Raw genomic sequence first — 24,232 nt, forward strand, 5'->3', positions numbered from 1 at the left:
GCGGACGGTTCAACCCGGAATATTCGGCTCGACCAACTGGGCCAGCGCGACAAGCGACTCCTGCCAGCCCAGGTAGCACATGTCGGTCGGGATCACCTCCGGGATGCCTTCCTGCACGACGGACATTTCGGTGCCGCACGACACGGCGGTCAGCGTCACGGTGGTCTTCATGGTGCCCGGCAGGTGGGGGTCGTCGAAGCTCGCGTCGTAGGCAATGCGCTGGCCGGGGACCAGTTCCAGGTACGTCCCGCCGAAGGAGTGGCTGTGGCCGCTGCCAAAGGCGGTGAAGGACATGCGCCAGCCCCCGCCGACCACCGGGTCCATGCTGTGGACTTGTCCGGTGAATCCGAAGGGGGGAAGCCAGCGCTCGAAAGCCCGGGGTTCGACGAAGGCGCGGTAGATCCGCTCTGGCGGGGCGCGCAGCACGCGGTGCAGACGGACGGTATTGGTAGCCATGGCTGTGTTCTCCTGAGGGGCAGAGGATGACTCTCGGCGCATGCCCAAATGCCCTGAGGGCCCCGAGGGCGGCCGTGCGCCGAATCCCCAGGACAGGGCCTGCGCTCGATCACGTGCCGATGGCTCGGACTGTATGCCAGCCGCGGAGCCTCCGGCCGCCCTGCCGATGCCATGAAGCCAACATTAATACAATTGACTACATGCATTCCACCCACGACCTCGCTCTCACCGTCCAGCAACGCGCCGATGGCCAATACATCTGGGTGATGATGGAAGCCACGGAGCCGGCACCGGGCTCGGACGCCTTGTACTACCGCCCGGCCTGCATGGCCCTGGCGGCGCAGCCCACCTACTCGAGTGCCTTGGCGGTCGGAATCGCCGAGCTGACGCGGGTCGCCGCGGCCGGCTCCGCCCCCGCCGTCGCCTGAAGCTCGCCCCAGCCGCCGCCCAAGGCGCGGATCAGGCCCACCGTGGCTTGGTACTGCGCCGAGCGCACCTGCAGCGCCTGGCGACGGTTGCGCAGCTCGCTGCGTCGGGCGTCCAGCAGGTCGAGCTGGCTGATGTAGCCGTTGCGGTAGCGCGTGTCCGAGAGCGAGGTGGCACGCACCGACGAGCTCACGGCGCGGCCCTGCACCACCGCCTGCTCGTCCAGCAGCCGCAGCGATGCGAGCTGGTCTTCGACCTCGCGGAAGGCCACCAGCACCTGCGAGCGGTAGCTCGCCAGTGCGCCATCGAGCTGCGCGGACGCACTTTGAACCCCCGCCTCGCGCCGTCCGCCATCGAGGATCGGCAGCGACAGCAGCGCGCCGATGCCCCAGGAGCGGGCCGACCACTTGAACAGGTCGCCCAGTTCCGGTGACGCATAGCCGCCACCGCCGGTCAGCGAAATGCTCGGGAACCAGGCCGTCTGCGCGACGCCGACGCGGGCCTGCGCGGCCATCACCGTCTTTTGCGCCGCCGCGACGTCGGGCCGGCGTTCCAGCACCGTCGAGGGCAGCCCGGCCGGAATGCGCGGCAGCGCGGTGCGCCACTCGCCGCTCGGCAGGCTGAACTGCGAGGCCGCTTCGCCGGTCAGAACGGCCAGGGCATGCTCGACCAGCGCGCGCTGGCGGTCGAGCGCCAGGGCATCGGATTCGGTCGATGCGACTTCGGTCTGGACCCGCACCACGTCGAGTTCGGCCAGATCGCCGGCCCGCTCGCGCCGCTCCGTCAGGCGCAGCGTGTCACGGTAGGCCTCGACGGTGTCGCGCATCAGCGTGCGCTCGTCGTCCAGCGCGCGCAGCGCCAGGTAGTTCTGCGCTACCTCGGCCTGCACCAGCAGTCGGGCGCTCTGCAGCAGTGCTGCACTGCCCTGTGCATCGAGCGTCGCCGCATTGCTGGCGCCCGACAGGCGGCCGAACAGGTCGAGTTCGTACGACACGCTGGCTCCGGCGTTCAGCAGGGTCGACGGTCGGTTGCTCTGGTTGCGGTCCAGTCCCTGTGCACGGCTCGCACCGCCGTTCAGGCCGACTTGCACCGAGCGGTCCGAGTCGACGCTGCGCGCCAGCGCGCGGGCCTCCGCCAGCCGTGCGGCGGCCTGCTGGATGCTGGTGTTGTTGGCGGCAGCGCGCGTCACCAGGTCATCGAGGACCGGGTCGTTGAAGGCACGCCACCAGTCGCCTGCGGCCTGCGTCGGCGCCGTCGTCCCGGCCGGCGCAGCGGCGGCTTCCTTGAACTGCGCGGGGGCCGCCGGCGTGGCCGGCAGCTCGGCCACAGAGGCGCAGCCGGCCAGCACCAGGGCGGCGATCAAGGGCAGCAGGCGCTGCGGCCGGCCCAGCAAAGTTGAAAAGTTGGTCATGTTGAAGACTCCTCGTTCGGCGGCGTGCGCCTTCTTATTCGTTCGGATGGCGCGGGGCTGCCGGGTGCGGGTGCAGCGGCGCACCACCGCCGGCCCCGTGTGCCACGGACAGGTCGCCCGCCGGCGCGAAGGCCTCGACGTCGTGCGGCACGTCGCCGTGCTGCTTGAGCGGCTTGTTGCCCGCCAGGCGGCGCAGCAGCACGTAGAACACCGGCGTCAGGAACAGGCCGAAGGCCGTCACGCCGATCATCCCGGCGAACACCGCCACGCCCATGGCCTTGCGCATCTCGGAACCGGCACCGGTCGAGAGCACCAGGGGCAGCACACCCATCACGAAAGCCAGCGAGGTCATCAGGATGGGGCGCAGCCGCAGGCGGCTGGCCTCGATGGCGGCCTGGATCGGCGTTCGCCCGGCGAATTCGAGCTCTCGGGCGAACTCCACGATCAAGATCGCGTTCTTCGCACTCAGCCCCACCAGCACGATCAGCCCGATCTGCGTGAAGACGTTGTTGTCACCCCCCGAGATCCACACGCCGGTCATGGCGGCCAGCAGGCCCATCGGCACGATCAGGATGATCGCGATCGGCAGCGTCAGGCTCTCGTACTGCGCGGCGAGCACCAAGAACACCAGCAGCAGCGCCAGCGGGAACACCAGGAAGGCGGAGTTGCCGGCCAGGATCTCCTGGTAGGTCAGCTCGGTCCATTCGAAGCTGATGCCCTGCGGCAGCGTCTCGGCGGCGATGCGCTGGATCGCGTCCTGTGCCTGCCCCGACGAATAGCCGGGGGCCGGGCCACCGTTGATGTCGGCGGCGAGGTAGCCGTTGTAGCGCATCGCGCGTTCCGGGCCGAAGCTCGAATTGACCTTCATCAGCGCCGACAGCGGCACCATCTCGCCGGTGGTCGAACGCACCTTCAGCAGGCCGACGTCTTCGGCACGGGCGCGGTACGGCGCGTCGGCCTGGACCCGCACCGAGTAGGTGCGGCCGAACTTGTTGAAGTCGTTCGCGTACAGGCTGCCGAGGTAGATCTGCATCGTGTCGAAGATGTCCGTCACCGGCACGCCGAGCTGGCGCGCCTTGGTGCGGTCGATGTCGGCATACAACTGCGGCACGTTGACCTGCCAGCTGGTGAACATGCCGGCCAGCTCGGGTGCCTGCCGTGCCTTGCCCATGAAGGCTTTCACCGCCGCGTCCATCTGGTCGTAGCCGAGCGAGGCACGGTCTTCGATCTGCAGCTTGAAGCCGCCCGTGGTGCCCAGGCCCGCCACCGGTGGCGGCGGGAACATCACGATGAAGGCGTCCTGGATGGTCGAGAAGGCGCCATTGAGCTGGCCCGCGACCGCGCCGCCGCTCTGGTCCTTGCGCTCGCGCTGCGCGAAGGGCTTGAGCGTCGCGAACACGATGCCGGAGTTCGAACTGTTGGTGAAGCCGTTGATCGACAGGCCGGGGAAGGCGAGCGTGTCCTCCACGTTCGGGTTCTTCTTCATGATCTCGCCCATGCGATGGATCACGTCTTCGGTGCGGTCGAGCGTGGCGCCGTCAGGCAGCTGCGCGAAGCCGATCAGGTACTGCTTGTCCTGGGCAGGAACGAAGCCGCTCGGGACCGCCTTGAACAGGCCGAAGGTCACGCCGATCAGCGCCAGGTAGATCACCAGCATCAGCGCCTTGCGGCCGATCACGTTCTTGACGCCGCCGCTGTAGGACTCGGAACCGCGATGGAACAGCTTGTTGAAGCCGCGGAACAGCCAGCCGAGGTACTTGTCCATGAAGCGCGTGAGCGCGTCCTTGGGCTGGTCGTGGCCGCGCAGCAGCAAGGCGGCGAGCGCCGGCGACAGCGTGAGCGAGTTGATCGCCGAGATCACCGTCGAGATCGCGATGGTCACCGCGAACTGGCGGTAGAACTGGCCGGTCAGGCCGCTGATGAAGGCCAGCGGCACGAACACGGCCACCAGCACCAGCGCGATGGCGATGATGGGGCCCGACACCTCGCGCATGGCGCGGTAGGTGGCGTCGCGCGGACTCAAACCCGCCTCGATGTTGCGCTCGACGTTCTCCACCACCACGATGGCGTCGTCCACCACGATGCCGATGGCCAGCACCAGCCCGAACAGGGAGAGCGCATTGATCGAGAAGCCGAGGATGTGCAGCACCGCGAAGGTGCCGATGACCGACACCGGCACGGCCAGCAGCGGAATGATCGACGCGCGCCAGGTCTGCAGGAACAGGATCACCACCAGCACGACCAACAGGATGGCTTCCAGCAGCGTGTGCACCACCGATTCGATGGACGCGCGCACGAACTGCGTCGGGTCGTAGGCGATGCGGTATTCCACGCCCTCGGGCATGTTCTTGGCCAGCTCGTCCATGGCGGCGCGCACGTTGCTCGAAATGTCGAGCGCGTTGGAGCCAGGCGACTGGAACACGCCCATGCCGACCGCCGCGTCGTTGTTCAGCAGCGAGCGCAGCGAATAATCGGCGGCGCCCATCTCCAGGCGGCCGATGTCGCGCAGCCGCGTGACCTGGGTGGCGCCGCCGTCGGTGCCCGTCTTCACGATGATGTCGCCGAACTCTTCCTCGCTCTGCAGCCGACCCTGCGCATTGATCGACAGCTGCATGTCCACGCCGGGCAGGCCTGGCGACGCACCGACCACACCGGCCGCCGCCTGGATGTTCTGGCCGCGGATCGCCGCCACCACGTCGCTGGCCGACAGGCCGCGCTGTGCCACCTTCTGCGGGTCGAGCCAGACGCGCATCGCGTAGTCGCCGCCGCCGAAGATCTGCACCTGGCCGACACCGGTGATGCGCGCCAGCCGGTCCTTGACGTTGAGCACCGCGTAGTTGCGCAGGTAGTTGATGTCGTAGCGGTTGTTGGGCGAGACCATGTGCACGACCATCGTCAGGTCGGGCGCACTCTTGATGGTCGTGATGCCGAGGCGGCGCACCTCTTCAGGCAGGCGAGGTTCGGCCTGCGAGACGCGGTTCTGCACCAGCTGCTGGGCCTTGTCCGGGTCGGTGCCCAGCTTGAAGGTCACGGTCAGCGTCATCACGCCGTCGGTGGTCGCCTGGCTGCCCATGTAGAGCATGCCTTCGACCCCGTTGATCTGCTCCTCGATCGGCGTCGCCACCGTCTCGGCGATCACCTTCGGATTGGCGCCTGGGTACTGGGCGCGCACGACGACCTGCGGCGGCGCCACTTCCGGGTACTCGGAAATCGGCAACACCCGCATGGCGATCAGGCCGGCGAGCAAGATGAGCACCGACAGCACGCCGGCAAAGATCGGCCTGTCGATGAAGAATTTGGAAAGGTTCATGGTGTTCTTTCAGCGCCTCGTTGGGCCTGGGCTCAGTTGCTCGCGGCGACCTTGGTAGCGGCGGCCTGGGCCTCTGCCTTGGCCTGGGCCGCATCCATCGGCACGACCGTCGGCTCCACCAGCGCGCCGGGGCGCACGTGCTGCAGGCCGTTGACGACCACTCTGTCCCCCGACTTCAGGCCACGGGTGACCACGCGCAGACCATTGGCCGGCGCACCCAGCGTGACTTCGCGGTACTCGGTCTTGTTGTCGCCGTTCACCACCATCACGAACTTCTTGTTCTGGTCGGTGCCGACGGCGCGTTCGTTCACCAGCACCACGCGGCTGGTGTGGGCCTGGCCCATGCGAATGCGGGCGAACTGGCCGGGGATGAGCGAGCCATCCTTGTTGTCGAAGGCGGCGCGCACGCGCACCGTGCCGCTGCGGGCGTCGACCTGGTTGTCGATCAGTTGCAGCTTGCCCGCGAAGGGCGTGCCCTCGGTGGCGGCCGTGCCCATCTGCACCGGGATCTGCTCGAGCGGCGTGCGCGTGCTCGCGCTGCTGCCCGCCATGTCCTTGAGCGCCTTGCCGACGATCTGCTCGTCGGCGTCGAAGCTCGCGTAGATCGGGCTGACCGACACCAGCGTGGTCAGCACCGGCGCGCCGGGGCCGGCGGCCACCAGGTTGCCGACAGTGACCTCGATCCGGCCGATGCGGCCCGACACCGGGGCTTTCACCTGCGTGTAGCCCAGATTCAGGCGCGCGCTCTGCAGCGACGCCTGTGCGGCGCGCAGGCTGGCTTCGGCCTCGCGGCCGGCGTTGGTGCGTTCGTCCAGTTCACGCTGGGCGATGGCGCGCTCGTCCCACAGACGCTTGGAGCGTTCCTGCTCGCTGCGGCTGAAGGCAGCGCGGGCCTGGGCCGAGGCGACCTGCGCTTCGGCGCGGTCGACTTCGGCCGCGTACGGCGCCGGATCGATGGTGATCAGCAGGTCGCCCTTCTTCACCAGCGAGCCTTCGCGGAAATGCACCGACTGCACCGCACCGGCGACCCGGGAGCGCACGTCGACACGCTCGACGGCTTCGAGCCGGCCCGAGAACTCGTCCCAAGCGGTGATCTCGGTCTGCGCGGCCACGGCGACCGACACCGGCGTGGCGCGCGGTGCGGTGGCTGCGGGCGTGTTGGCTTCGGCCTCCAGCGGGCGCAGGCCGAAGATCGCCGACACGATGGCGGCGACCGCCGTGAGCGCGGTCACGGTGGGCCACAGGCCGCGGCGGGCGGTGGTGACGAGCGGGTTGTTGGGCAGCTTGTTCATGGTGATTTCCGTCCTCAAGGTTGTTTTTCGAAAGCAAAGAGCCGGCCGGCGGGCAGCGCCGGGCGACAGAAGGGGTGGCCGCCGGACAGGCCGGCCGCCGAATTCACGAAGCGGTGGAAAGGAAGGGGTGCCGGCGGCCTGGCTCCAAGGCCTGCCGGCCGGCGCCTAGTGCGGCGGAGGCGTCCGCGTGCTCTCGAAGAACTCGCGGAAGCGCTGCGTCACCACCGGTGCGCACGGACAGTCGATACAGGTTGCGGGGTCGGCCAGCGCTTCGGGCCAACCCTGGGCGGCCGTGAGCACTTCGCTGCGCACCGGAATGCCAGCCGCCTCGAGTCGCTGCGCATAGCGCAGCGCTTCATCCCGCATCGGATCGTTTTCGCCGGCCAGCACCAGCGTGGGCACCAGGTCGGCCAGGCGGCGCGACGAGCCCGGCACCGCATAGGGATGCTCTGCATCGCGCGGGCAGCGCAGGTACTTCTGCCAGCCTTCGCTGTACTTGCAATCGGTCGCGTCGCCGGTCGCCTGGCGCAGCGACGCGGTGCCGGCACAGGGGTCGAGCATCGGCGACAGCAGGATCTGGCCGGCCAGCGGCGGATGGGCCCGGTCTCGGGCGATCAGCGCCAGCGCCGCAGCCACGTTGCCGCCGGCTTCCTCACCCGCCAGGTAGATGCGCGCGCCCTTGCCGCCGAGCTTGGTGCGCTGCTTGTAGAGCCATTCCAGCGCCTCGTAGCCGACCTCGATCGCATCGGGGAACGGATGCAGCGGGGCCAGCGGGTAGGCCATCGACACCACCGTCGCACCCGCGGCCACCAGCATGCGCGCCACACTGCGCCCGTCGTCCAGATCGCCGTCGGCAAAATTTCCGCCGTGGAAATGCAGCACCAAGGGCCGGTCGGCCCCCATACCCCGGCCGGTGCGAACGCCGTAGGTCCGCGCCGCCACCGGTTCCCGCTTGGGCAGCAGGATCGTGATGTCGTTCTCGGCCGCTGCCGGCAGTGCGGCGGCACGGGTCGGCTCGTTGGCAGGGGACTCGGAACGGGTGGACATGGTGTACCTGTGGGCGGTCGATGGTTGAACGATGGATGAAATGTACGGGCGCCAGCCAGTGCCGAAAGCGGTACTTTGCCACCTCACCGTTTCCCCACGATGAACAATCGACGCCGCGCCTGCGTGTGAGAATCCTCCCACGCAGCAGGGCGCTGCGTCAGTCAGAGGCCACAAGCCGAAAAAAAGCAGGAACAACCGGATGGATCAGATCCAGGCAATGAGGGTCTTCGCCCGCGTGGTGGAAACCGGCAGCTTCACCCGCGCGGCCGACTCGCTGGCCCTGCCCAAGGGCACAGTCACCAAGCAGATCCAGGCGCTGGAGGCGCGGGTGCGCGTCAAGCTGCTCAACCGCACCACCCGCCGCGTGACCGTGACGCCCGACGGCGCCGCCTATTACGAACGCGCCTCGCGCCTCCTGACCGAGCTCGACGACCTCGACGCCAGCATGACCAACGCCCAGGCCAACCCGTCCGGGCGCCTGCGCATCGACGTCGGCTCGTCGATGGCCAATCTTTTGCTGATTCCAAACATCGAGAGCTTCTACGAGCGGTTTCCGGACATCCAGCTCGACATGGGCGTGTCGGATCGCATCGTCGACCTGATTGCCGACAACGTCGACTGCGTGATCCGGGTCGGCGAGATCAGCGACCAGTCGCTGGTGGCGCGGCGCATCGGCCACCTGCCCTTCGTCAACGTCGCGTCGCCCGGCTACCTGCGCCGCCATGGCGTGCCCAAGCACCCGCACGACCTGGAGAAAAGCCACCGGGTCGTGAATCATTTCTCCGGCAACACGCGGCGCATGTACCCGCTGGAATTCAACAAGGATGGCGAGCACATCGAGCCCGATGCGCCCTACCGTCTGGCGGTCAACGAGAGCAACTCGCACACCACCGCAGTGCTGGCCGGCCTGGGCGCCTCGCAGATGGTCACCTTCATCGCCCAGCCCTACCTGGAGCGCGGCGAACTGGTGCAGGTCATGCCGGACTGGACGCGCGAGCCGCTGCCGGTGTACGTGGTGTACCCCCCCAACCGGCACCTGAGTGCCAAGGTGCGCGCCTTCGTCGACTGGGCGGCCGAGCTGTTCGCGAAGAACCCGCAGCTGCAGCGGATCTGAACAGCCAGCCTGCGGCCTGGCTGTCGGCATCCGCCGACACGCAGGGGCGCATTGACCTGCCGCGCCCAGAGCCATCGGCGGGCCATGGTCATGCATCGCCAACGGAGAAGTCCATGACAGCAACGCCCACTCCCCACCAGCCTGCGCACAACGACGAGCCCGAGATCACCCAGGAAGACTCCGTGCCCACCGACGGCAAGGATGTCGAGGGTGAGGAGATGATGAAGAAGGTGCGCAACAAGAAACTCGAAGAGCAACCCGGCGAGGAGAAGTCCGAGGACTGACGGGCGCTTGCCGCGCGCCGTCGAAGGAAGCCGTCAGCGCGCTGCGAGCGCCTGTACCGCCGCGCGCAGCGCTTCCTGCGAGGCCGGCGAAAGCACGGCCAATCGCAGCGCTTCCGGCAGACCGAAGGACGCTGCCTCGCGCACCTTGACGCCGTGGCCACGCAAACCGGCCACCAAGGCGGGCAGACTGGCGACGCCGGGACGCACGCAGAAGAAGTTGGCCACGCTCGGCAGGCAGACCCACCCCAGCGATTCGCACACGGCGATCTGCCGCGTCTTCCAGTCGACCAGGGTTGCACGCGAACCGGCCAGATGCGCCTGCGCGTCCGGCGAGGTCCAGGCGGCCAGCAGCGCGACGCCGTGGCCGCCGACGGGCCATGAGGGCGCGAGCTGCGCGACAGCATTGCGCAAGGCACGTTCGCTGCGGGGCGCGATCGCATAGGCCGCGCGGATGCCGGTCAGGCCGAGCGCCTTGTTCGGCGTGACAAGCTGCCAGACCCGGTCGCGGTGCGCCGCCGTGAGCGCCAAAGCGGCCTCCAGGCGCAGTGGCTCGTAGGCAAGGTCGAGGACGCAGGCCGCGCCTTCGGGCAGCCGGTCGATGCGCGCTCCGAGCCCTGGCTCTGCCTGGCCCAGCGGGCTCGACGGATCACAGGCCCAGTGCAGCGACGGTGCGGGCCCGCCTGCCCATCCGTCCTCGCTCCATGTCACCGCGGTCAACCCCCAGGCACGCGCCGCACGTCGGTAATCGCCGTAGCTGTGCGGCGGCAGCGCGACATGGCGCCCGCCACACGATGCGAAGGCCGCAGTGATGCGGAAGATGAATTCGCTGGCGCTCGCCGCGATGACGATGCGCTGGGGATCGACCCCATGAAAGCGCGCCAGCGTTTCGCGCAGCGCGGTGTACTGCGGGTCGGGGTAATGCGCGGCATCGACCGTCTGCAGCGCCGCGAGCGCGACCGGACACGGCCCGCAGCCGTTGCCGTTGGTGGAAAAATCATGCAGCGGCACGCCCAGCGCGTCGGGGCCGCCATGCACGGCGTCCGATGAAAAGGTGGAAGAAGGAATCGTTGCCACCCGCCGAGGATACGAAGAAGCCATCGCGGCCTTCAGACCCGATCCCACAGCAGCGCCCCGACGGCGGCGGCGAGCGCGAAGACCACCACCACCCGCTCGCCCGCCGTTGCGGCGCGCGTCACATCCGCCGGAGACGGCATGCCCCCCGCGCTGTGGAGCGTGTACACGCCCGGCTTGCGCAGGCACAGCCCGAGTCGCATCGCCATCGCGGCCATCGGCCAGCCGCTGTTGGGCGACGGGGTGCGCGCGGCCTCGCGGCGTAGCGCCGTCCAGCGCACGCGCTGCACGCCCTGCGATGGGCCACCCAGCGGCAACCCGATCAGCAGCAGCGCCGTGAGCCGCGCCGGCAACCAGGACAACCCGTCGTCCACCCGCGCCGCCCATTTGCCGGCCCATTCCCAGACACGCCCGCCGCGTTCGCCGCGGTAGCCCCACATCGCATCGGCGGTGTTGGCGAAGCGGTACAGCGCCGCGCCGGGCAGGCCCAGCAGCAGGAACCAGAACAAGGGCGCGACGACCGAGTCGTTGAGGTTCTCGGCCAGCGATTCGATCGCGCTTTCGCGCACCTCGGTTTCGCTCAGCGCCGAAACGTCCCGGCTGACGAGCCGGGCCAGTTGCGCACGGCCGGCGTCGAGCGAAGTGCCCAGCGCCGCCTCGACCGCCAGCACTTCGCCCTGCAGCATGCGCCAGGCCAGCAGCGGCTTGAGCAGCAGGCCGAGCAGCGGCAACGCCGCCCAGGGCGGCAACCGGGACAGCGCCGACTGCAGCAGCACCGACACCGCGACCACGACGAGCGCACCGACGGACCAGCCGATCGCGCCGCGCACGAACGGGCCGCCGCGCGCGCGGGCCGCCCTGCTGCCGGTGGCCGGTGCCGCCCAGCGACCGACCCACGCCAGCCACCGGCCCATCCACACGACCGGGTGCCAGCGCGCCGACGGCTCGCCCCAGGCGCGGTCGACCAGCAACGCAATGCACAGCGCACCAGCCAGGGTCGTGAGCGCGGGCCAGGCCGTGAGCATGGCCATCAGGCGGCAGCAGCAGTCGCCACACCGGGCCGCCCGCGCCGCCATTGAGCCAGGGCGCCGAAGGCCAGGACCAGCGCCGCACCGAAGGCAGCCCAGAGGCTCTGCAGCACGGGCGCCGGCGGCGCGGGCGCCCGGTCCGGCACCGGCTCCAGCTTCAAGCCCTGCACCCGCATGCCGTCGGCGGGCGCGTCGGCCGGTTGCTCGGGCGTGGGAACCGTCTCGGCAGGCCGCTGCACTTCGATCGGCGCGGGCGCGGGCCGGCGCAGGGGCGGTGGGGCTGCCGCTGCCGCCTCGCCCTGCGCCGCCTGGGCTTGCGCCGCCGCGAAGCGCTCCACCGCGCTGTTGCGTTCCGCAAGCCCGGTCGCCTTCAGCGCCTGGGTGTAGGCCTGCACCAGTTCGCCGCGGGTCGCGGCGTCGGGCTGCCAATAGCCCAGGCGCACCGCGTCGAGCATGCGTTCGAGCGTCTGCGCGAAGGCGCCGCGGTTGTCGCGCTCCAGCCATTCGCGGGTGCCGAGCCGGTAGCGGTCGCGCACATAGACGTCGTGCAGCGACTGCCAGTGGTCCTGGCGCACCGCCTGCGGTGCGGTGGCTTGCCAGCCCCAGAGGAACTGCGCGGTCTTCAGCACCTGCAGCGTGCCGCTGTAGCCCTCGGCCTGCTGCGCCGCGATCCACTGCGGATGCAGGTAGCGGCTCTGCATCTCCTTGGCGATGGCGGTGTCGGCGCTGTCGGTGCGCACCTCGCTGCCGTCGCGCAGGTTCTGCACATACAGCGCCGGGTCGCGGCCGGTGAGCTGGCGCACCGCCAGCGCGATGCCGCCCAGGTACTGGAACGGGTCGTCGCTGGTGAGCATGCCGTAGGTGTTCGAGGTGCGCGACAGCAGCGCCGCGTCGACCTGCGCCAGGTTGGCCGCGTAGGCGGATCGGCGCCCGCCTGACGGCACGTCGTCGCCGCTGCCGCTGCCATCGCTCCACGCATGCCCCATGCGGTCGATGTAGAGCTGCGCCATCTGCGCGTCGCCGCCGGCCTGGCCCTGGCGCTGCCACGCCTCGGTGGCGAGCGTGGCCTCGGCCAGGCCGCTGCCGTAGCTGCCCTGCTCGTTCGAGAACACGCGGGCGGTCGACCAGCGCTGCGCCTGCGCCTCGGTCGCGCCGTCGGCCACCATGCGGCGCGCCAGCGCGTTGCTGTTGCGCGCAACGAGGTTGCCGGCCTCGGGCAGCGCGGCCACCTGCCGCACCGCGGTGTCGATCCAGCGCATCACGTTGGGGAACTGGTCTCGGTAGGAGCCGGTGACGCTCACCAGCACGTCCAGCCGCGGGCGCTTGAGCGTATCGGCCGGCAGCAGGTCGATGCCGACCACGCGGCCGTTCTCGTCCCAGCGCGGCTTCACGCCCATCGCATAGAGCGCCTGGCTCTCCATCACGCCCTGGTGGCGCATCGTCTCGCCGGCCCAGAGGGTGAAGGCGATCTTCTCCGGCGCCCGGCCGCCGTGCGTGCGCCGGTGCTCGGCGATCCACGCATCCATCGCGGCGACCGCGGTGTCCCAGGCTTCGCGCGTCGGCACCCGGCCCGGATCGAAGCCGTAGAGGTTGCGGCCGGTCGGCAGGCTGTCGGGGTTGCGCACCGGGTCGCCACCGTAGCTCGATGCGAGGTGCCGGCCATCGAGCGCGGTGAGGAAGCCCTGGATCTCCTCGTTGCGCGCCAGCACTGCTTCGAGCTTCTGGGCCCGCTCGGCCAGCGCAAAGAGCGCCGCGCTGTCGAGCGGCTTGGCCTCGGCGCGGTTCGGGATCGCGCTCGCCACATGCGGCGCCGCCGCGTCGAGCGCGCGCAGGTCGAGCGTGCTGGCGGCGCGCGCGTCGGTCAGCGCCACTTGCAACCAGCGTGCCGGCCGCGATTGGGCCAGGTTCTTCGCGTCGAGCAGGAAGACCTCGTCGATGTCCTCGCCCAGCGCCTCGATCAACGGCTTGCGCAGGATCTGCAGGATGGTGCTGCGCCGGCGCTCGGCATCGGGCACCTCGCCGAAGGCGGCCAGGCCGAGCGGCTGCGCCGTCATCGCGAGCTCGTCGAGGTAGGGGTGCAGCAGCTCCATGAAGCCGGCGAAGTTCGCGAGGATCTGCTCCTGCGTCCACTTCAGGTCGCGGTGGTACTGGTGGCCGACGAAGGCCGCGGTCAGCCGCGCTTCGAGCTCGGCCTTCACGGCGCCTGGCGCCACGTTCTCCCAGTCGTGCATCAGCTCGTGCATCTCCTGCACCTGCGGGCGGAAGCCGGCCGGCGAGAACATCGGCGTCGAATGGCTCACCAGCACCGCGCGGCCACGGCGTTTGGCGGTCACCGCCTCGCCGAGGTTGTCCATGATGTACGGGTAGACGTTGGGCAGCTCGCCCAGCGCGAGCATCGGGTCGTCCTGCATCGACAGGCCGCGCTCCTTGCCGGGCGCCCATTCCAGCGTGCCGTGGGTGCCGACATGCACCACCGCGCTGGCGCCGAAGCGGGTGCGCAGCCACAGGTAGGTCGCCAGGTAGCTGTGCGACAGCGGCGTGGCCGAGCGGTGGTAGATGGTCTTCGCCTTCTGCGCCGGGTCGTTGCTCGGCTCCTGCCGCGGCGGCTGCGGCAGCACCACCGCCTGGCCGTAGGCCACGCGCGGAATGACGAAGGCCGGCGCGCCGCCGACCGGCCGCAGCATCGTCGAGGCCTCGGGCGCGCCCCAGTGGGCCACGATGCGCTGCTGCGTGGCGGCCGGCAGCGTGCGGAACCAGGCCTGGTAGTCGGCCAGCGGCAGCGCATCGGCCAGGCCCTGGTCGAGCAGCGTCTGCAGCGTGGCTGGCCGGTAGTAGCCGGCCATGGCAGCCTGCACCTTCGGCGTGATGGCGTCGGCCTCCGGCACCTCGTTGCGGTAGCCCGCCTGCTGCATCGCGGCCAGCATCCGGTGCAGGCTCTTGGGCACGTTCAGAAAGGACGCGCCGAAGTTGCCCTCGCCGGCCGGGTAGTTGTAGACCAGCATCGCCACCCGCCGCTCGGCCGGCGGCGTGCGCTGCAACCGCGCCAGCGAGGCCGCCTTGTCCGCCACTGCGGCGATCTGTTCGGCGATCGGCTGCAGCGCACCGCTGACCGCATCGCGCGCGGTCACCAGCACCGGGTCGACCATGCCGGCCAGTTCGCTCGGCGTGTAGTAGTAGGCGACGTCGCTCTGCGCGATGCCGTCCTTGCTGCCGGCCCACTGGGCCGCGTCCATCGCGAGCGCGGGCATGGTCTGCAGCACCGGCACGCCGATGCGCTCCAGCTCCGCCTTGCGCTCGCTCGGGTTGAAGACCAGCGCGGCGTTGATCACCAGGTCGGCCACGCGGCGTTCGCCCGCGCCCTCCCCGGCATGCGTGGCGCGGAAGAACAGGTCCTTCTGCTGGCGCGGGCCGTAGAAGGCATAGGCCCGCAAGCCGCGCGACTCGAGCGCGTCGATCAGCGCATCGACCCAGCCGGTGTCGTCGCTGGTGAAGACGGCGTTGTTGACCGCGATGGCGACGGTCTTGGCGCCCGCGGGCGCGAGCGTGTCGACCGCTGCCACATCGGGCGCGATCTGCGGCCAGCGCGGATGGTAGAAGCCCGCCAGCGGTAACTGCACCGGCGGCGGCAGCCCGGCGCTGTCGCCGATGCGGCGCAGCGCCTGCATCGCGGCGGCCCGGTTGGCGCTGCCGCCGAAGCGCCAGTAGGCCCGCAGCCGCTGCGCCCAGGCGGCATCGACGCCATGCTCCGCCGCCAGCGGCGCGGCGGCCGACGAGGCCTGCTTGGCCACCAGCGCGAACTCGCCCACGACCACGTAGGGCGTGCCGGCGCGCAGCACCGCATCGCCGAAGCGGGCGGCCGTGTTCTGCGCAACGCTGGTGTGCGGCACGTCGACGATCAGCAGCGCCGCGCCCGCGAGCGCCTGGCCCAGCGCCTCGGGCGTGTCGCGTTCGGCCGAAACCGTCTGCAGCGGCACGCCGGCCGCCTGTGCCACGGCCCCGATGCGTGCCAGGCGCGCGGGCGAGACGAGGTAGGTGCTGAGCAGCACCACGCGGCCCGGCGCGGCTGCGGCGTCCTGCGCCGCGGCGTGCCCCGCCAGCCCGAGCAGGATCAGCGCGCCCAGGAGCACGCGCAGCCAGCGCTGGCGCATCGTCACGGGCGGGCGGGCGCCGATGGGACTGCAGCGTCGACCGGGACCGCGGTGGCCGGCACGTAGACCATCGTGCCGTCCTTCATCCGGTACGCAGTGCCGGCCTTCTCGCCATCGCCCTGCCCCGACGCGCCGCTGGCCTTGAAGCGCGTCACCTTCTGCCCGTCCTTGCTGAGGATCTCCATGTCGGGTCGGCCCTCGTTGCGGATGATGGTGAGCTTGTCCTGCGCGAACGGGTTCATCGGGTTGTTGATGACCGCGATCATCAGCATGCCGATGACCACCATGAACACGTCGATCAGGTTGATGGTGGAGAGCACCGGGTCGTCGTCTTCCGCGTCCAGGCTGTTCAGGATGGAAAAGGTGCGTCGGCTCATGCCACGGCCTCCGCCCGGTCGAGCAGCAGCACCAGTTCGCGCATCAGCCAGCGGCGCCGCACGGTGTAGACCACGAAGGTGATCGACGCCGCCACCAGCGCGACGATGACGCTCGCGAAGGCCGGCGCCAGGCTCTGCGCCACGCCCTGCGATTCGCCCGAGGCCACGGCGACCAGCGCCGGCCCCATCGGGATCATGGTGGCGATCAGCCCCAGCATCGGCGCGACGCGGCTGCACAGGCGCACGCCTTCGAGCTCCTTGAGTACGGCCAGCTCGAGCTGGTCCTGCCCGCCGGCGGCGTGGCGCTGCAGCACCAGCGCGCGCTCGGGTGCGCGGCGGCGCTGGAGGTATTCGATGCCGAAGGCGCCCAGGCAATAGACGGCGTAGACGAAGGCCAGCAGCACGCCCAGCGTGACCGGCCACAGGAACAGCCGGGCCAGTTCGAAAAGAATCGTGTCGAAAGCGAACATCACGCGGCCTCCCGTGCCGAAGAATCAAACAGGTCCGAGGGCTGACCCCAGCGGTCGTCGAACACCACCGACGACAAGGGCGCGCGACGCGCCCAGCGTTCCTTCTGCAACATGGGTTCCTCGTAGAAGGCATGCACCGGGCCCAGGCACAGCAAGGCGATCGGCTCGGCACCGGCAGGCAGGCCCAGCAGCGCCGCGACCTCGGCCGGATCGAACAGCGACACCCAGCCCATGCCCAGCCCTTCGGCACGCGCGGCGAGCCAGAGGTTCTGGATCGCGCAGGCGGCCGAGGCCAGGTCCATCTGCGGCAGCGTGCGGCGGCCGAACACGTGGGGCTCGCGCCCGTCGCTCAGCGTGACCGCGATGAGCTCGGCCGCGTCCAGCAGGCCTTCGACCTTCAGGCGCATGAATTCGTCTTCGCGCTCGCCGAGGGCGCGGGCGGTCCGCCCCCGTTCCTGCTCGACCGTGGCGTGCAGCCGCTGGCGCAGCGCCGCATCGCGGATGCGGATGAAGCGCCAGGGCTGCATGAAGCCGACGCTCGGCGCATGGTGTGCGGCGTCGAGCAGCCGGCGCAGCAACTCGGGTGCCACCTCGCCGCCCGCGAAGTGCCGCATGTCGCGGCGTTCGTGGATGGCGCGATAGACGGCTTGCGTCTCGCTGTCCGAGAAGGCATGCACCTCGTGCGCGCGCATCGTCATCAATCCTCGATGCCGCGCTGCGCCGGGATGCCGGCCTTGAACGCATGCTTGACCATCGTCATCTCGGTCACGGTGTCGGCCAGCTCGATGATCTCCGGCGGGCAGCGCCGGCCGGTGAGCACCACATGCACCTCCTTGGGCCGAGCGCGCAACGTGTCCAGCACGTCGTCCAGCGGCAGCCAGCCGTAGATGAGCGGATAGGTGATCTCGTCGAGCACCACGAGGAAGTACTCGCCCGAGAGGATCGATGCCTTGGCGCGCGCCCAGCCGTCGCGCGCGAGCTGGCCCGAATGCTCCAGGTCCTGGCTCTTCCAGCTGAAGCCGTCTCCTAAACCTTCGATCGGAATCCCGAGCTGCTCGAACATGCGGTGCTCGCCGAAGCGCGCCGTCGGCACCTTCATGAACTGCCAGATCTTCACGGCCTTGCCGCGGCCATGGGCGCGCAGGGCGAGGCCGAAGGCCGCGGTGCTCTTGCCCTTGCCGTCGCCGGTGTTGACGATGACGATGCCGCGGCGCTCGCCCTCGGCCTTCTCGTAGGGCTTGGTGCTGGGTGGGGTTTCGATCTGCATGGAGATTTCCTTGGTTGTCTAGCGGGGCAGCGCGATCCATTGTTCGGCCACGCGGTGCACGGCGATGCGCTCGTCGAAGACGGCTTCGAGCGCGCGGTGCGTGGACGCATCGGCCGCCTCGCCGTGGTGCAGCAGGCGGCCCTCGGCCATCACCGCCACGGTGTCGGCAGCGAGCGCCATCGAGAGTTCGTGCAGCACGCTGACCACCGTGTTCCCGTGAGCCACCAGCGCGCGCACCGTGTGCATCCAGTCGGCCTGGTGCGGCGGGTCGAGGTTGGCCAGCGGCTCGTCCATCAGCAGCACCTCGGCCTCGACGGCCAGCGCGCGCGCCAGCAGCACGCGCTGGCGCTCGCCGCCCGAGAGCTGGCCGAGCGGCCGTTCGCGCCAGTCCCAGGCCTGCGTGCTGCGCAGCGCGCGCTCGACCGCGGCATGGTCGGCCGGGCTCGGCGCGGCCAGCCAGCGCTGGTGCGGCAGTCGGCCGAGCATCGCGACGTCGTAGACCAGCAGGTCGTCGGCGCTGCCCTCGCCGGCACCGCCCTGCCCCAGCCAGGCCAGCCGCTGCGCGCGGGCGCGGCCCGGCAGGCGCTGCAGCGATTCGCCGAAGAGCCGCACCGCGCCCTCGTGCGGCAACAGGCCGGCCATCACGCGCAGCAGCGTCGACTTGCCGGCGCCGTTGGGGCCGACGATGGCGCTCCAGCGGCCCGCGGGCAGCGCCAGGTCGATGCCGTGCAGCACCACCGTCTGGCCGAGCGTGGCGCGCACGCCTTCGGCCTGCAGTGCGGGCGTACCGGCGGGCGTCATCGGCCACCCCGCACGCTGCGGCGGTGCATCAGCCACAGCAGGTAGCTGCCGCCGAGCACCGCGGTCAGCACGCCGACCGGCAGCTCCTGCGGCGCGATCAGCCAGCGCGCACCGAGGTCGGCGGTCATCAGCAGCAGCCCGCCCATCAGCGTCGACAGCACGAGCAGCCAGGCATGCGTGGTCTTGACGACCGAGCGCACCAGATGCGGTGCGGCCAGGCCGACGAAGGCGATGAGGCCGGTCTGCGCCACCGCGGCCCCCGTGGCCATGGCCAGCACCGCGACCAGCGCGGCGCGCATCGCGCCCAGCGGCAGGCCGAGGCTGGCGGCGGTCGATTCGCCCAGCGCCAGGCCGTCGAGCACCGGCGCCAGCGCCCAGCCCAGCAGCAGGCAACTCGCGCCGAAGATGGCCATCAGTGCGCAGGCGCTCCAGCCGACCAGGCCGGTGCTGCCCAGCATGAAGCCGGTGAGCGCGACCAGGATGTCGGCCGACTGAATAGTGATGAGGTCCTTCACCGCGCCGAGCACCACGCCGACGATCACGCCGGCCAGCAGCAGGCGCAGCGTCTGCTGCACGCCGCGTGCGAGCGCCAGCGTGAGCAGCACCGCCACGACCGCGCCCACGAAGGCGGCGCCGGTCAGGCCCAGCCGCACCACCCATTGCGTGGTGCTCGGCGATGCGCCGAAGAGCAGCAGCGCCACGGCGACGCCGAGCGCTGCGCCCGACGCACTGCCCAACAGGTACGGGTCGGCCAGCGGATTGCGGAACAGCCCCTGCGCCACTGCGCCCGCCAGCCCCAGCAGCCCGCCGGCCAGCCAGGCACCGAGCGTGCGCGGCAGCCGGATGTCCCAGACGATCTGCAGCGCGATGGGGTCGTGCCGCGCCGCCAGCACGCTCTGGAAGCCGGTGCTGCCGATGCCCAGGCCGAACAGCAGCGCACCGGCCGACAGCGCCAGCAATGCGAGGGCCAGGATCTGCGCGCGACGTCGGTGCTGCTTCATGGCGCCTTGTCGATCAGGCACTTCGCCATCAGGCGTGCGGCCTCGCCCATGCGCGGGCCGGGCCGCACCAGCACGTCGGACTCGGCAGCCGTAAAGCGGCAGACGCGCCCGTCGCGCACCGCGCGAATGCCGGCCCAGCCCGGCCGCTGCTCCAGCCCGGTGGCGCTGCGCTCGCCCACCATGATCAGGTCGGGGTTGGCGCGCACCACGTACTCGGGGTTGATCTTGGGGAACGGCCCGAGCGATGCCGGCACGATGTTCTGCACGCCCAGGCGGGCCATCGTCTCGCCGATGAAGGAACTCTCACCGGCCGCATAGGGGCCGTTGTTCACCTCGAAATAGACGCGCATCGCCCGCGCCGCGGGCGGCACCGATTGCGCAGCGGCCGACACGCTGGCATCGATCACGCGCCAGACGCGTGGGGCCTCGTGCGTGCCCAGCACCTCGTCGAGCTTGGCGAGCACGCGCTGCACGTCGGCATGGCTCTTCGGCTCGAGCACCAGCACCTTCAGGCCGAGTGCTTCGAGCCGCTGGGTGACGCGCGACGACTTGGCCAGCAACACCGCATCGGGCCGGAGCGCGACGATGGCCTCGACGTTCGGGTCGAGCCCGCCGCCGACCTGCGGCAGCGCGCGCACCGACGCGGGTGAATTGGAATAGCGGTCCACGCCGACCAGGCGGGCGCAAGCGCCCATCTCGCAGACGCCTTCGGTCAACGAAGGCAGCAGCGTGACGATGCGCTGGGGCGGCTGCGGCAGGTCGACCACGACACCGCGTTCGTCGGTCACCTGGAGCGCGTGGGCGGCATACCCGAAGCTCAGCCAGGCGCTGCATGCCAACAGCGCGCGCAGAAAGAAAGTCATGCAGGTTCCTTCAAGGTGAGCGGCAGGCCGGCCGCCATCAAGGTGACGCGGTCACAGGCCGCGGCCACGGCCTGGTTGAGTTGGCCGAGCGCATCGACAAAGGCGCGCACTTCGCGGCCCAGCGGAATCACGCCCAGGCCGATCTCGTTGCCGACCAGTACGACGGGGCCGCGCGCATCGCGCAGCGCGGCGACCAGCGATGCGACGGCCTCGCCCGCATCGGCCGGCGCGCCGTGCAGCGGCATCGTGAGGTTGGTGAGCCAGAGTGTCAGGCAGTCGACCACCACCAGCGTCGCGGGCGTCGACAGCGACGCGATGCGTTCGGGGAGCGCGATCGGCTCTTCGACCGTGCGCAGGCCGGGCACACGCGCGGCGCGGTCGGCCTGGTGGCGCGCGATGCGCTCGCGCATCTCGGCATCGTGCGGTTGCGCGGTGGCGATCAGCACGGCGTCGTGCGCGGGGTCAGCGGCCAGCCAGGCGGCCGCGGCCATCTCGGCGCGGCGCGACTTGCCGCTCTTCTGGCCGCCGAGGATCAGTTCGCGTTCAAAGGTCATGCGCACCCTTCAAGGGTTCGGGGAGAAAGAGCCGCGCCGCGGCCTCGGGGCTCGACGGGAACCAGGCGTGGAAGTAGCTGGCACGCAAGGCGCCCTTCACGTAGACCGCCTCGCCCGCGCCCACCGCTTGCACGGCGCCCGGCTTGGCGGTGCGCAGCGCGACGGGGTGCGGCGTCTCGCAGGACGAATAGTGGAAGGTGTGGCCGCGCAAGGACAGCGCACCGATGTCCAACTGCTGCGGCCCCAGGCCGGCCAGGCGCTTCTGCATCGTCACGCGGCCCGGCAGCAGGCCCCACATCCGATGCGCCGCGCCATCGGCCGTGACCAGCGTGTCGAACAGCGACATCATGCCGCCGCACTCGGCCCACAGCGCCTTGCCGTCCGCGACGTGCGCGGTCAGCGCATCGCGCAGCGCCGCACAACGCGACAGCGCCTCGGCATGCAGCTCAGGGTAGCCGCCCGGCAGCCAGACCGCGTCGCAAGCCGGCAGCGCGTCGCCCGCCAGCGGCGAGAAGAACGCGATGCGCGCGCCCAGCGCGGTCAGCTGGTCGAGGTTGGCCGGGTAGATGAAGGAGAAGGCCGCATCGCGGGCAATGGCGATGGTGCGGCCGGCGAGCCAGGGCTGCGTCGGTGCATCGGCCGGCGACGGCTGATCGTCGAAGCGCAATTGCGGCAGCGCGTCGAGCGCGCGCTGGCCCAGCGGCGTCGCGGCCAGCGCGTCGGCGGCGGCGTCGAGCCGCGCCATTGCATCGCCGAGCTCGCCCGCACCGACCAGGCCCAGGTGGCGCTCGGGCAAGGCGAAGGCCTCGCCCTTCGGCAGGCCGCCGAGCCATTGCGCCGGATCGCGCAGCGCGTCTTTCAGCATGCCGGCATGGCGCTCGCCGGCCACGCGGTTGGCCAGCACGCCAACCCAGGGCAGGCCCGGTCGGAAATTCTGCAGGCCGAAGGCCAGCGCGCCGAAGGTGCCGGCCATGGCCCGCGCATCGATGACGGCGACCACCGCCAGGCCGAAACGCTCGGCCAGGTCGGCCGCGCTCGGCGTGCCGTCGAAGAGCCCCATCACGCCTTCGACGATCACCAGGTCGGCCTCCGACGCGGCGGCCTGCAGACGCGCGCGGCAGTCGGCCTCGCCGGTCATCCAGAGGTCGAGCGAATGCACCGGCGCGCCGGTGGCGAGCGCCAGCCAGTGCGGGTCGAGGAAATCCGGCCCGCACTTGAAGGCGCGCACACGGCGGCCCTGCCGCGCATGCAGCCGCGCGAGCGCGGCCGCGACCGTGGTCTTGCCCTGGCCGGAGGCCGGGGCTGCCACGAGCACGGCGGCGCAGCCCGCGCGTGGGTTTACAGCGGCGACCATTTCAGCCCGACGTAGGCCGTGCGGCCCGCCGTCGCGTACAGGCGGGCGTACTGGTAGTCCTTGTCGCCGGCGTTGTCCAGGCGCGCGATCAGCGTCAGCGACGGCGTGAGCCGGGTGCTCGCCACCAGGTTGAGCAGCGTGTAGCCACCGAGCCGGCGGGTGTTGGCGGCATCGTCGTAGCGCATGCTCGACGTCTGCACCTCTGCGCCCAGCGTCCAGCCGGCGACGACCCAGTCGGCGCTCAGCGTGCCATGCCGGCGTGCGCGGCGGGCGAGTTGCCGGTCGTTGTCGACATCGCGCGGGTCCTGGAAGTCGGCGGAGGCGCGCAGGGTCACGCTGCCGATGCGGTGGCCCGCACTCAGCGTGAGGCCTTCGTATTCGGCGCGTGCGGTGTTGGAGTAGCAGCCGAAGTCCGATGCACAACCGGTGGCGGAACCCGCGAAGGTGATGAGGTCGGTCACCCGGTTGCGGTAGACCACCACGCCGGCGTTCGTCGCGCCTTCGGTCCAGCGCAGGCCGAGTTCGACGTTGCGGCTTTCCTCGGGCTTCAGGCTGGCCAAGCCGTATTCGCTGAAGCGTTGGTAGAGCGTCGGGGCCCGGAAGGCGGTGCCGACCGAGGCGGTCGCGCGCCATTGCGGCGTGATCGCGAAACCATACGCCGCGCTGCCGGTGGTCTTGCCGCCGAACTCGCTGTCGTCGTCGTGCCGTGCCTGCAGCTGCAGCGAATGCGGGCCTTGCACAAAGCCGTAGCCGAGCGACAGCGCGTTCTGCGAACGGTCGCGTGCGAGCCGCGGCGAGAAGGCCGACGTCGCCGCGTTGTCGAGTTCGTCCTCGCGGCGTTCCAGTGTCGCGGTGATGCGGTGTGCGCCGAAGTTCAGGTTGTTCTGAAACAGGTAGCCCCGCGTCTCGGTCTCGGTGCGATAGAACGAGGGCACGGTCTGGTAGGTGGTCTTGCCGTCGGTCAGCTGCAGGCGGGTGCTGTAGATGTCGTTCCACTTGGCGACCCAGGCCAGGCCGGCGGTGCGCAGCGTGTTGGTGCCGGTGTCGTCCGGGAACACGGCCGGCGGGCGGGCCGTCCGCGACGCGCTGTCGTACTGCGCGACGGTGTCGCTGTACAGGAAGGTGCCTTCGAGCCGGTGCGCCGGGTTGATCTGAAAGCCCAGGCGCGCATTGGCCGACGTGTTGCGGTAGCCATCCCGGTCGGGGCTGGTCCAGCCGTCGGCGCTGTACTGCGACGTGCGCACCGGGTTGCGCTTGTCGCGCGGCTGGACGTTGTAGCCGTCGCTCTCTTCGTGGGACACACCCAGGGAATAGTCGAAGGCACCGCCCTCGCCCGCCGAGCCGCTCAGGCCGGCCTCGGTCTTGCGCAGGTCGTGGCTGCCGATGCCCACGCCGACGAAAGGCGTCGCCGGGCCTTCGCCGCGCTTGGTGAAGAGCTGGATCACGCCGCCGATGGCGTCGGAGCCGTACACCGCCGCGGCCGGGCCGCGCAGCACTTCGATGCGGTCGATCTGACCGAGCGGGATGCCTTCCCAGGCGGCGCCGCCGGTCGATTGCGAATCGATGCGCACGCCGTCGATGTAGACGGCGGTGAAGCGCGACTCGGCGCCACGGATGAACACGCTGGTCGCATTGCCGATGCCGCCGCTGCGGCCGATCTCGATGCCCGGCAGGCGCGCCAGCACGTCGGCCACGCCGGTGGCGCCGCTGCGTTCGATCGTGTCGCGGTCGACGATGGACACGTCGGCCACCAGGTCCGACAGCGGTTGCTCGACACGCGTGGCGGTGACCACGGTTTCGCGCAGGGCAGGCACAGCGGACGGACTCTGCGCCAGAGCACAGATCGGAAAGGCCGCGGCGACGGCCCAGGGCAGCGTGGCCAAGCCGAAGCGCGCGCGCGAACGCACAGGCAGGAATGCGCCCGCGGAAGAGAAGCGATGAATCATGGAACGAACTCG

Annotated in this window: 21 protein-coding genes; 3 read left to right on the plus strand and 18 right to left on the minus strand. The window is 70.6% G+C overall.

Features of this window, described 5'->3' with window-relative positions:
• Positions 1-9: 9 nt before the first annotated feature.
• On the minus strand, positions 10-456 hold the full coding sequence (locus ACSFBE_RS16790; protein ID WP_435491543.1) for an SRPBCC family protein: 447 nt from the start codon (positions 454-456) through the stop codon (positions 10-12).
• Between the two features lie 200 nt (positions 457-656).
• Here ACSFBE_RS16790 and ACSFBE_RS16795 point away from each other — a divergent pair, with 200 nt between their 5' ends.
• The gene (locus tag ACSFBE_RS16795; protein WP_435491544.1) at positions 657-884 is read left to right on the plus strand and encodes a hypothetical protein; all 228 of its coding nucleotides are present in this window, start codon (positions 657-659) and stop codon (positions 882-884) included.
• Here ACSFBE_RS16795 and ACSFBE_RS16800 read toward each other — a convergent pair.
• The 4 genes from ACSFBE_RS16800 to ACSFBE_RS16815 form a co-directional block, all read right to left on the minus strand.
• Positions 806-2,293, minus strand: coding sequence for an efflux transporter outer membrane subunit (locus ACSFBE_RS16800; protein WP_435491545.1), 1,488 nt, complete (start codon positions 2,291-2,293; stop codon positions 806-808). The two genes, ACSFBE_RS16795 and ACSFBE_RS16800, sit on opposite strands and share 79 nt — an antisense overlap.
• Before the next feature lie 34 nt (positions 2,294-2,327).
• On the minus strand, positions 2,328-5,603 hold the full coding sequence (locus ACSFBE_RS16805; protein WP_435491546.1) for an efflux RND transporter permease subunit: 3,276 nt from the start codon (positions 5,601-5,603) through the stop codon (positions 2,328-2,330).
• 32 nt (positions 5,604-5,635) lie between these two features.
• Positions 5,636-6,895 (minus strand): efflux RND transporter periplasmic adaptor subunit, encoded by a 1,260-nt coding sequence (locus tag ACSFBE_RS16810; RefSeq protein WP_435491547.1) that lies wholly within the window; start codon positions 6,893-6,895, stop codon positions 5,636-5,638.
• 165 nt (positions 6,896-7,060) lie between these two features.
• Positions 7,061-7,942, minus strand: a complete 882-nt coding sequence (locus ACSFBE_RS16815; RefSeq protein ID WP_435491548.1) for an alpha/beta hydrolase — start codon at positions 7,940-7,942, stop codon at positions 7,061-7,063.
• A gap of 199 nt (positions 7,943-8,141) precedes the next feature.
• Here ACSFBE_RS16815 and ACSFBE_RS16820 point away from each other — a divergent pair, with 199 nt between their 5' ends.
• Both ACSFBE_RS16820 and ACSFBE_RS16825 read left to right on the plus strand, forming a co-directional pair.
• On the plus strand, positions 8,142-9,056 hold the full coding sequence (locus tag ACSFBE_RS16820) for a LysR family transcriptional regulator (protein WP_435491549.1): 915 nt from the start codon (positions 8,142-8,144) through the stop codon (positions 9,054-9,056).
• A 113-nt stretch (positions 9,057-9,169) separates the two neighbouring features.
• The gene (locus ACSFBE_RS16825; RefSeq protein WP_435491550.1) at positions 9,170-9,340 is read left to right on the plus strand and encodes a hypothetical protein; all 171 of its coding nucleotides are present in this window, start codon (positions 9,170-9,172) and stop codon (positions 9,338-9,340) included.
• A 33-nt stretch (positions 9,341-9,373) separates the two neighbouring features.
• Here ACSFBE_RS16825 and ACSFBE_RS16830 read toward each other — a convergent pair whose 3' ends face one another.
• From ACSFBE_RS16830 to ACSFBE_RS16890, 13 genes are read right to left on the minus strand one after another with little or no spacing between them, the layout of a single operon-like run.
• Positions 9,374-10,438: an aminotransferase class I/II-fold pyridoxal phosphate-dependent enzyme gene (locus tag ACSFBE_RS16830; RefSeq protein WP_435491551.1), complete on the minus strand. Its 1,065-nt coding sequence runs from the start codon at positions 10,436-10,438 to the stop codon at positions 9,374-9,376.
• A gap of 8 nt (positions 10,439-10,446) precedes the next feature.
• The gene (cbiB, locus tag ACSFBE_RS16835; RefSeq protein WP_435491552.1) at positions 10,447-11,442 is read right to left on the minus strand and encodes an adenosylcobinamide-phosphate synthase CbiB; all 996 of its coding nucleotides are present in this window, start codon (positions 11,440-11,442) and stop codon (positions 10,447-10,449) included.
• Entirely contained in the window at positions 11,442-15,587 is a 4,146-nt protein-coding gene (cobN, locus tag ACSFBE_RS16840; protein WP_435491731.1) for a cobaltochelatase subunit CobN, read from the minus strand. Before cobN ends, cbiB begins: the two co-directional genes overlap by 1 nt.
• A 2-nt stretch (positions 15,588-15,589) precedes the next feature.
• Positions 15,590-15,964 carry a DUF2149 domain-containing protein gene (locus ACSFBE_RS16845; RefSeq protein WP_435491553.1) on the minus strand — a complete coding sequence of 125 codons (375 nt, stop codon included), beginning with the start codon at positions 15,962-15,964 and terminating at the stop codon, positions 15,590-15,592.
• Entirely contained in the window at positions 15,961-16,434 is a 474-nt protein-coding gene (locus ACSFBE_RS16850) for a MotA/TolQ/ExbB proton channel family protein (protein WP_435491554.1), read from the minus strand. Before ACSFBE_RS16850 ends, ACSFBE_RS16845 begins: the two co-directional genes overlap by 4 nt.
• Complete coding sequence (bluB, locus tag ACSFBE_RS16855) at positions 16,434-17,132, minus strand: 5,6-dimethylbenzimidazole synthase (protein WP_435491555.1); 699 nt, start codon at positions 17,130-17,132, stop codon at positions 16,434-16,436. The genes ACSFBE_RS16850 and bluB overlap by 1 nt, the downstream gene beginning before the upstream one ends.
• A complete protein-coding gene (gene cobO / locus ACSFBE_RS16860; RefSeq protein ID WP_435491556.1) occupies positions 17,132-17,701 on the minus strand; it encodes a cob(I)yrinic acid a,c-diamide adenosyltransferase in 570 nt (189 codons plus the stop codon). The genes bluB and cobO overlap by 1 nt, the downstream gene beginning before the upstream one ends.
• Before the next feature lie 18 nt (positions 17,702-17,719).
• Entirely contained in the window at positions 17,720-18,502 is a 783-nt protein-coding gene (locus tag ACSFBE_RS16865) for an ABC transporter ATP-binding protein (protein ID WP_435491557.1), read from the minus strand.
• Positions 18,499-19,503 (minus strand): FecCD family ABC transporter permease, encoded by a 1,005-nt coding sequence (locus ACSFBE_RS16870; protein WP_435491558.1) that lies wholly within the window; start codon positions 19,501-19,503, stop codon positions 18,499-18,501. Before ACSFBE_RS16870 ends, ACSFBE_RS16865 begins: the two co-directional genes overlap by 4 nt.
• On the minus strand, positions 19,500-20,366 hold the full coding sequence (locus ACSFBE_RS16875) for an ABC transporter substrate-binding protein (RefSeq protein ID WP_435491559.1): 867 nt from the start codon (positions 20,364-20,366) through the stop codon (positions 19,500-19,502). Before ACSFBE_RS16875 ends, ACSFBE_RS16870 begins: the two co-directional genes overlap by 4 nt.
• On the minus strand, positions 20,363-20,920 hold the full coding sequence (locus ACSFBE_RS16880; RefSeq protein WP_435491560.1) for a bifunctional adenosylcobinamide kinase/adenosylcobinamide-phosphate guanylyltransferase: 558 nt from the start codon (positions 20,918-20,920) through the stop codon (positions 20,363-20,365). Before ACSFBE_RS16880 ends, ACSFBE_RS16875 begins: the two co-directional genes overlap by 4 nt.
• Positions 20,910-22,274, minus strand: coding sequence for a cobyrinic acid a,c-diamide synthase CobB (locus ACSFBE_RS16885; protein WP_435491561.1), 1,365 nt, complete (start codon positions 22,272-22,274; stop codon positions 20,910-20,912). The genes ACSFBE_RS16880 and ACSFBE_RS16885 overlap by 11 nt, the downstream gene beginning before the upstream one ends.
• The gene (locus ACSFBE_RS16890; RefSeq protein ID WP_435491562.1) at positions 22,259-24,220 is read right to left on the minus strand and encodes a TonB-dependent receptor domain-containing protein; all 1,962 of its coding nucleotides are present in this window, start codon (positions 24,218-24,220) and stop codon (positions 22,259-22,261) included. The genes ACSFBE_RS16885 and ACSFBE_RS16890 overlap by 16 nt, the downstream gene beginning before the upstream one ends.
• Between the last annotated feature and the right edge of the window lie 12 nt (positions 24,221-24,232).

The sequence above is a fragment of the Variovorax sucrosi genome (assembly GCF_051216635.1).
Lineage (GTDB): Bacteria > Pseudomonadota > Gammaproteobacteria > Burkholderiales > Burkholderiaceae_C > Variovorax.

What these genes read in the sequence shown, in the direction of transcription:
- ACSFBE_RS16790 (WP_435491543.1), bottom strand. Translation starts at nt 456, where the DNA reads ATGGCTACCAATACCGTCCGTCTGCACCGCGTGCTGCGCGCCCCGCCA.
- ACSFBE_RS16795 (WP_435491544.1), top strand. Translation starts at nt 657, where the DNA reads ATGCATTCCACCCACGACCTCGCTCTCACCGTCCAGCAACGCGCCGAT.
- ACSFBE_RS16800 (WP_435491545.1), bottom strand. Translation starts at nt 2,293, where the DNA reads ATGACCAACTTTTCAACTTTGCTGGGCCGGCCGCAGCGCCTGCTGCCC.
- ACSFBE_RS16805 (WP_435491546.1), bottom strand. Translation starts at nt 5,603, where the DNA reads ATGAACCTTTCCAAATTCTTCATCGACAGGCCGATCTTTGCCGGCGTG.
- ACSFBE_RS16810 (WP_435491547.1), bottom strand. Translation starts at nt 6,895, where the DNA reads ATGAACAAGCTGCCCAACAACCCGCTCGTCACCACCGCCCGCCGCGGC.
- ACSFBE_RS16815 (WP_435491548.1), bottom strand. Translation starts at nt 7,942, where the DNA reads ATGTCCACCCGTTCCGAGTCCCCTGCCAACGAGCCGACCCGTGCCGCC.
- ACSFBE_RS16820 (WP_435491549.1), top strand. Translation starts at nt 8,142, where the DNA reads ATGGATCAGATCCAGGCAATGAGGGTCTTCGCCCGCGTGGTGGAAACC.
- ACSFBE_RS16825 (WP_435491550.1), top strand. Translation starts at nt 9,170, where the DNA reads ATGACAGCAACGCCCACTCCCCACCAGCCTGCGCACAACGACGAGCCC.
- ACSFBE_RS16830 (WP_435491551.1), bottom strand. Translation starts at nt 10,438, where the DNA reads ATGGCTTCTTCGTATCCTCGGCGGGTGGCAACGATTCCTTCTTCCACC.
- cbiB (WP_435491552.1), bottom strand. Translation starts at nt 11,442, where the DNA reads ATGGCCATGCTCACGGCCTGGCCCGCGCTCACGACCCTGGCTGGTGCG.
- cobN (WP_435491731.1), bottom strand. Translation starts at nt 15,587, where the DNA reads ATGCGCCAGCGCTGGCTGCGCGTGCTCCTGGGCGCGCTGATCCTGCTC.
- ACSFBE_RS16845 (WP_435491553.1), bottom strand. Translation starts at nt 15,964, where the DNA reads ATGAGCCGACGCACCTTTTCCATCCTGAACAGCCTGGACGCGGAAGAC.
- ACSFBE_RS16850 (WP_435491554.1), bottom strand. Translation starts at nt 16,434, where the DNA reads ATGTTCGCTTTCGACACGATTCTTTTCGAACTGGCCCGGCTGTTCCTG.
- bluB (WP_435491555.1), bottom strand. Translation starts at nt 17,132, where the DNA reads ATGACGATGCGCGCGCACGAGGTGCATGCCTTCTCGGACAGCGAGACG.
- cobO (WP_435491556.1), bottom strand. Translation starts at nt 17,701, where the DNA reads ATGCAGATCGAAACCCCACCCAGCACCAAGCCCTACGAGAAGGCCGAG.
- ACSFBE_RS16865 (WP_435491557.1), bottom strand. Translation starts at nt 18,502, where the DNA reads ATGACGCCCGCCGGTACGCCCGCACTGCAGGCCGAAGGCGTGCGCGCC.
- ACSFBE_RS16870 (WP_435491558.1), bottom strand. Translation starts at nt 19,503, where the DNA reads ATGAAGCAGCACCGACGTCGCGCGCAGATCCTGGCCCTCGCATTGCTG.
- ACSFBE_RS16875 (WP_435491559.1), bottom strand. Translation starts at nt 20,366, where the DNA reads ATGACTTTCTTTCTGCGCGCGCTGTTGGCATGCAGCGCCTGGCTGAGC.
- ACSFBE_RS16880 (WP_435491560.1), bottom strand. Translation starts at nt 20,920, where the DNA reads ATGACCTTTGAACGCGAACTGATCCTCGGCGGCCAGAAGAGCGGCAAG.
- ACSFBE_RS16885 (WP_435491561.1), bottom strand. Translation starts at nt 22,274, where the DNA reads ATGGTCGCCGCTGTAAACCCACGCGCGGGCTGCGCCGCCGTGCTCGTG.
- ACSFBE_RS16890 (WP_435491562.1), bottom strand. Translation starts at nt 24,220, where the DNA reads ATGATTCATCGCTTCTCTTCCGCGGGCGCATTCCTGCCTGTGCGTTCG.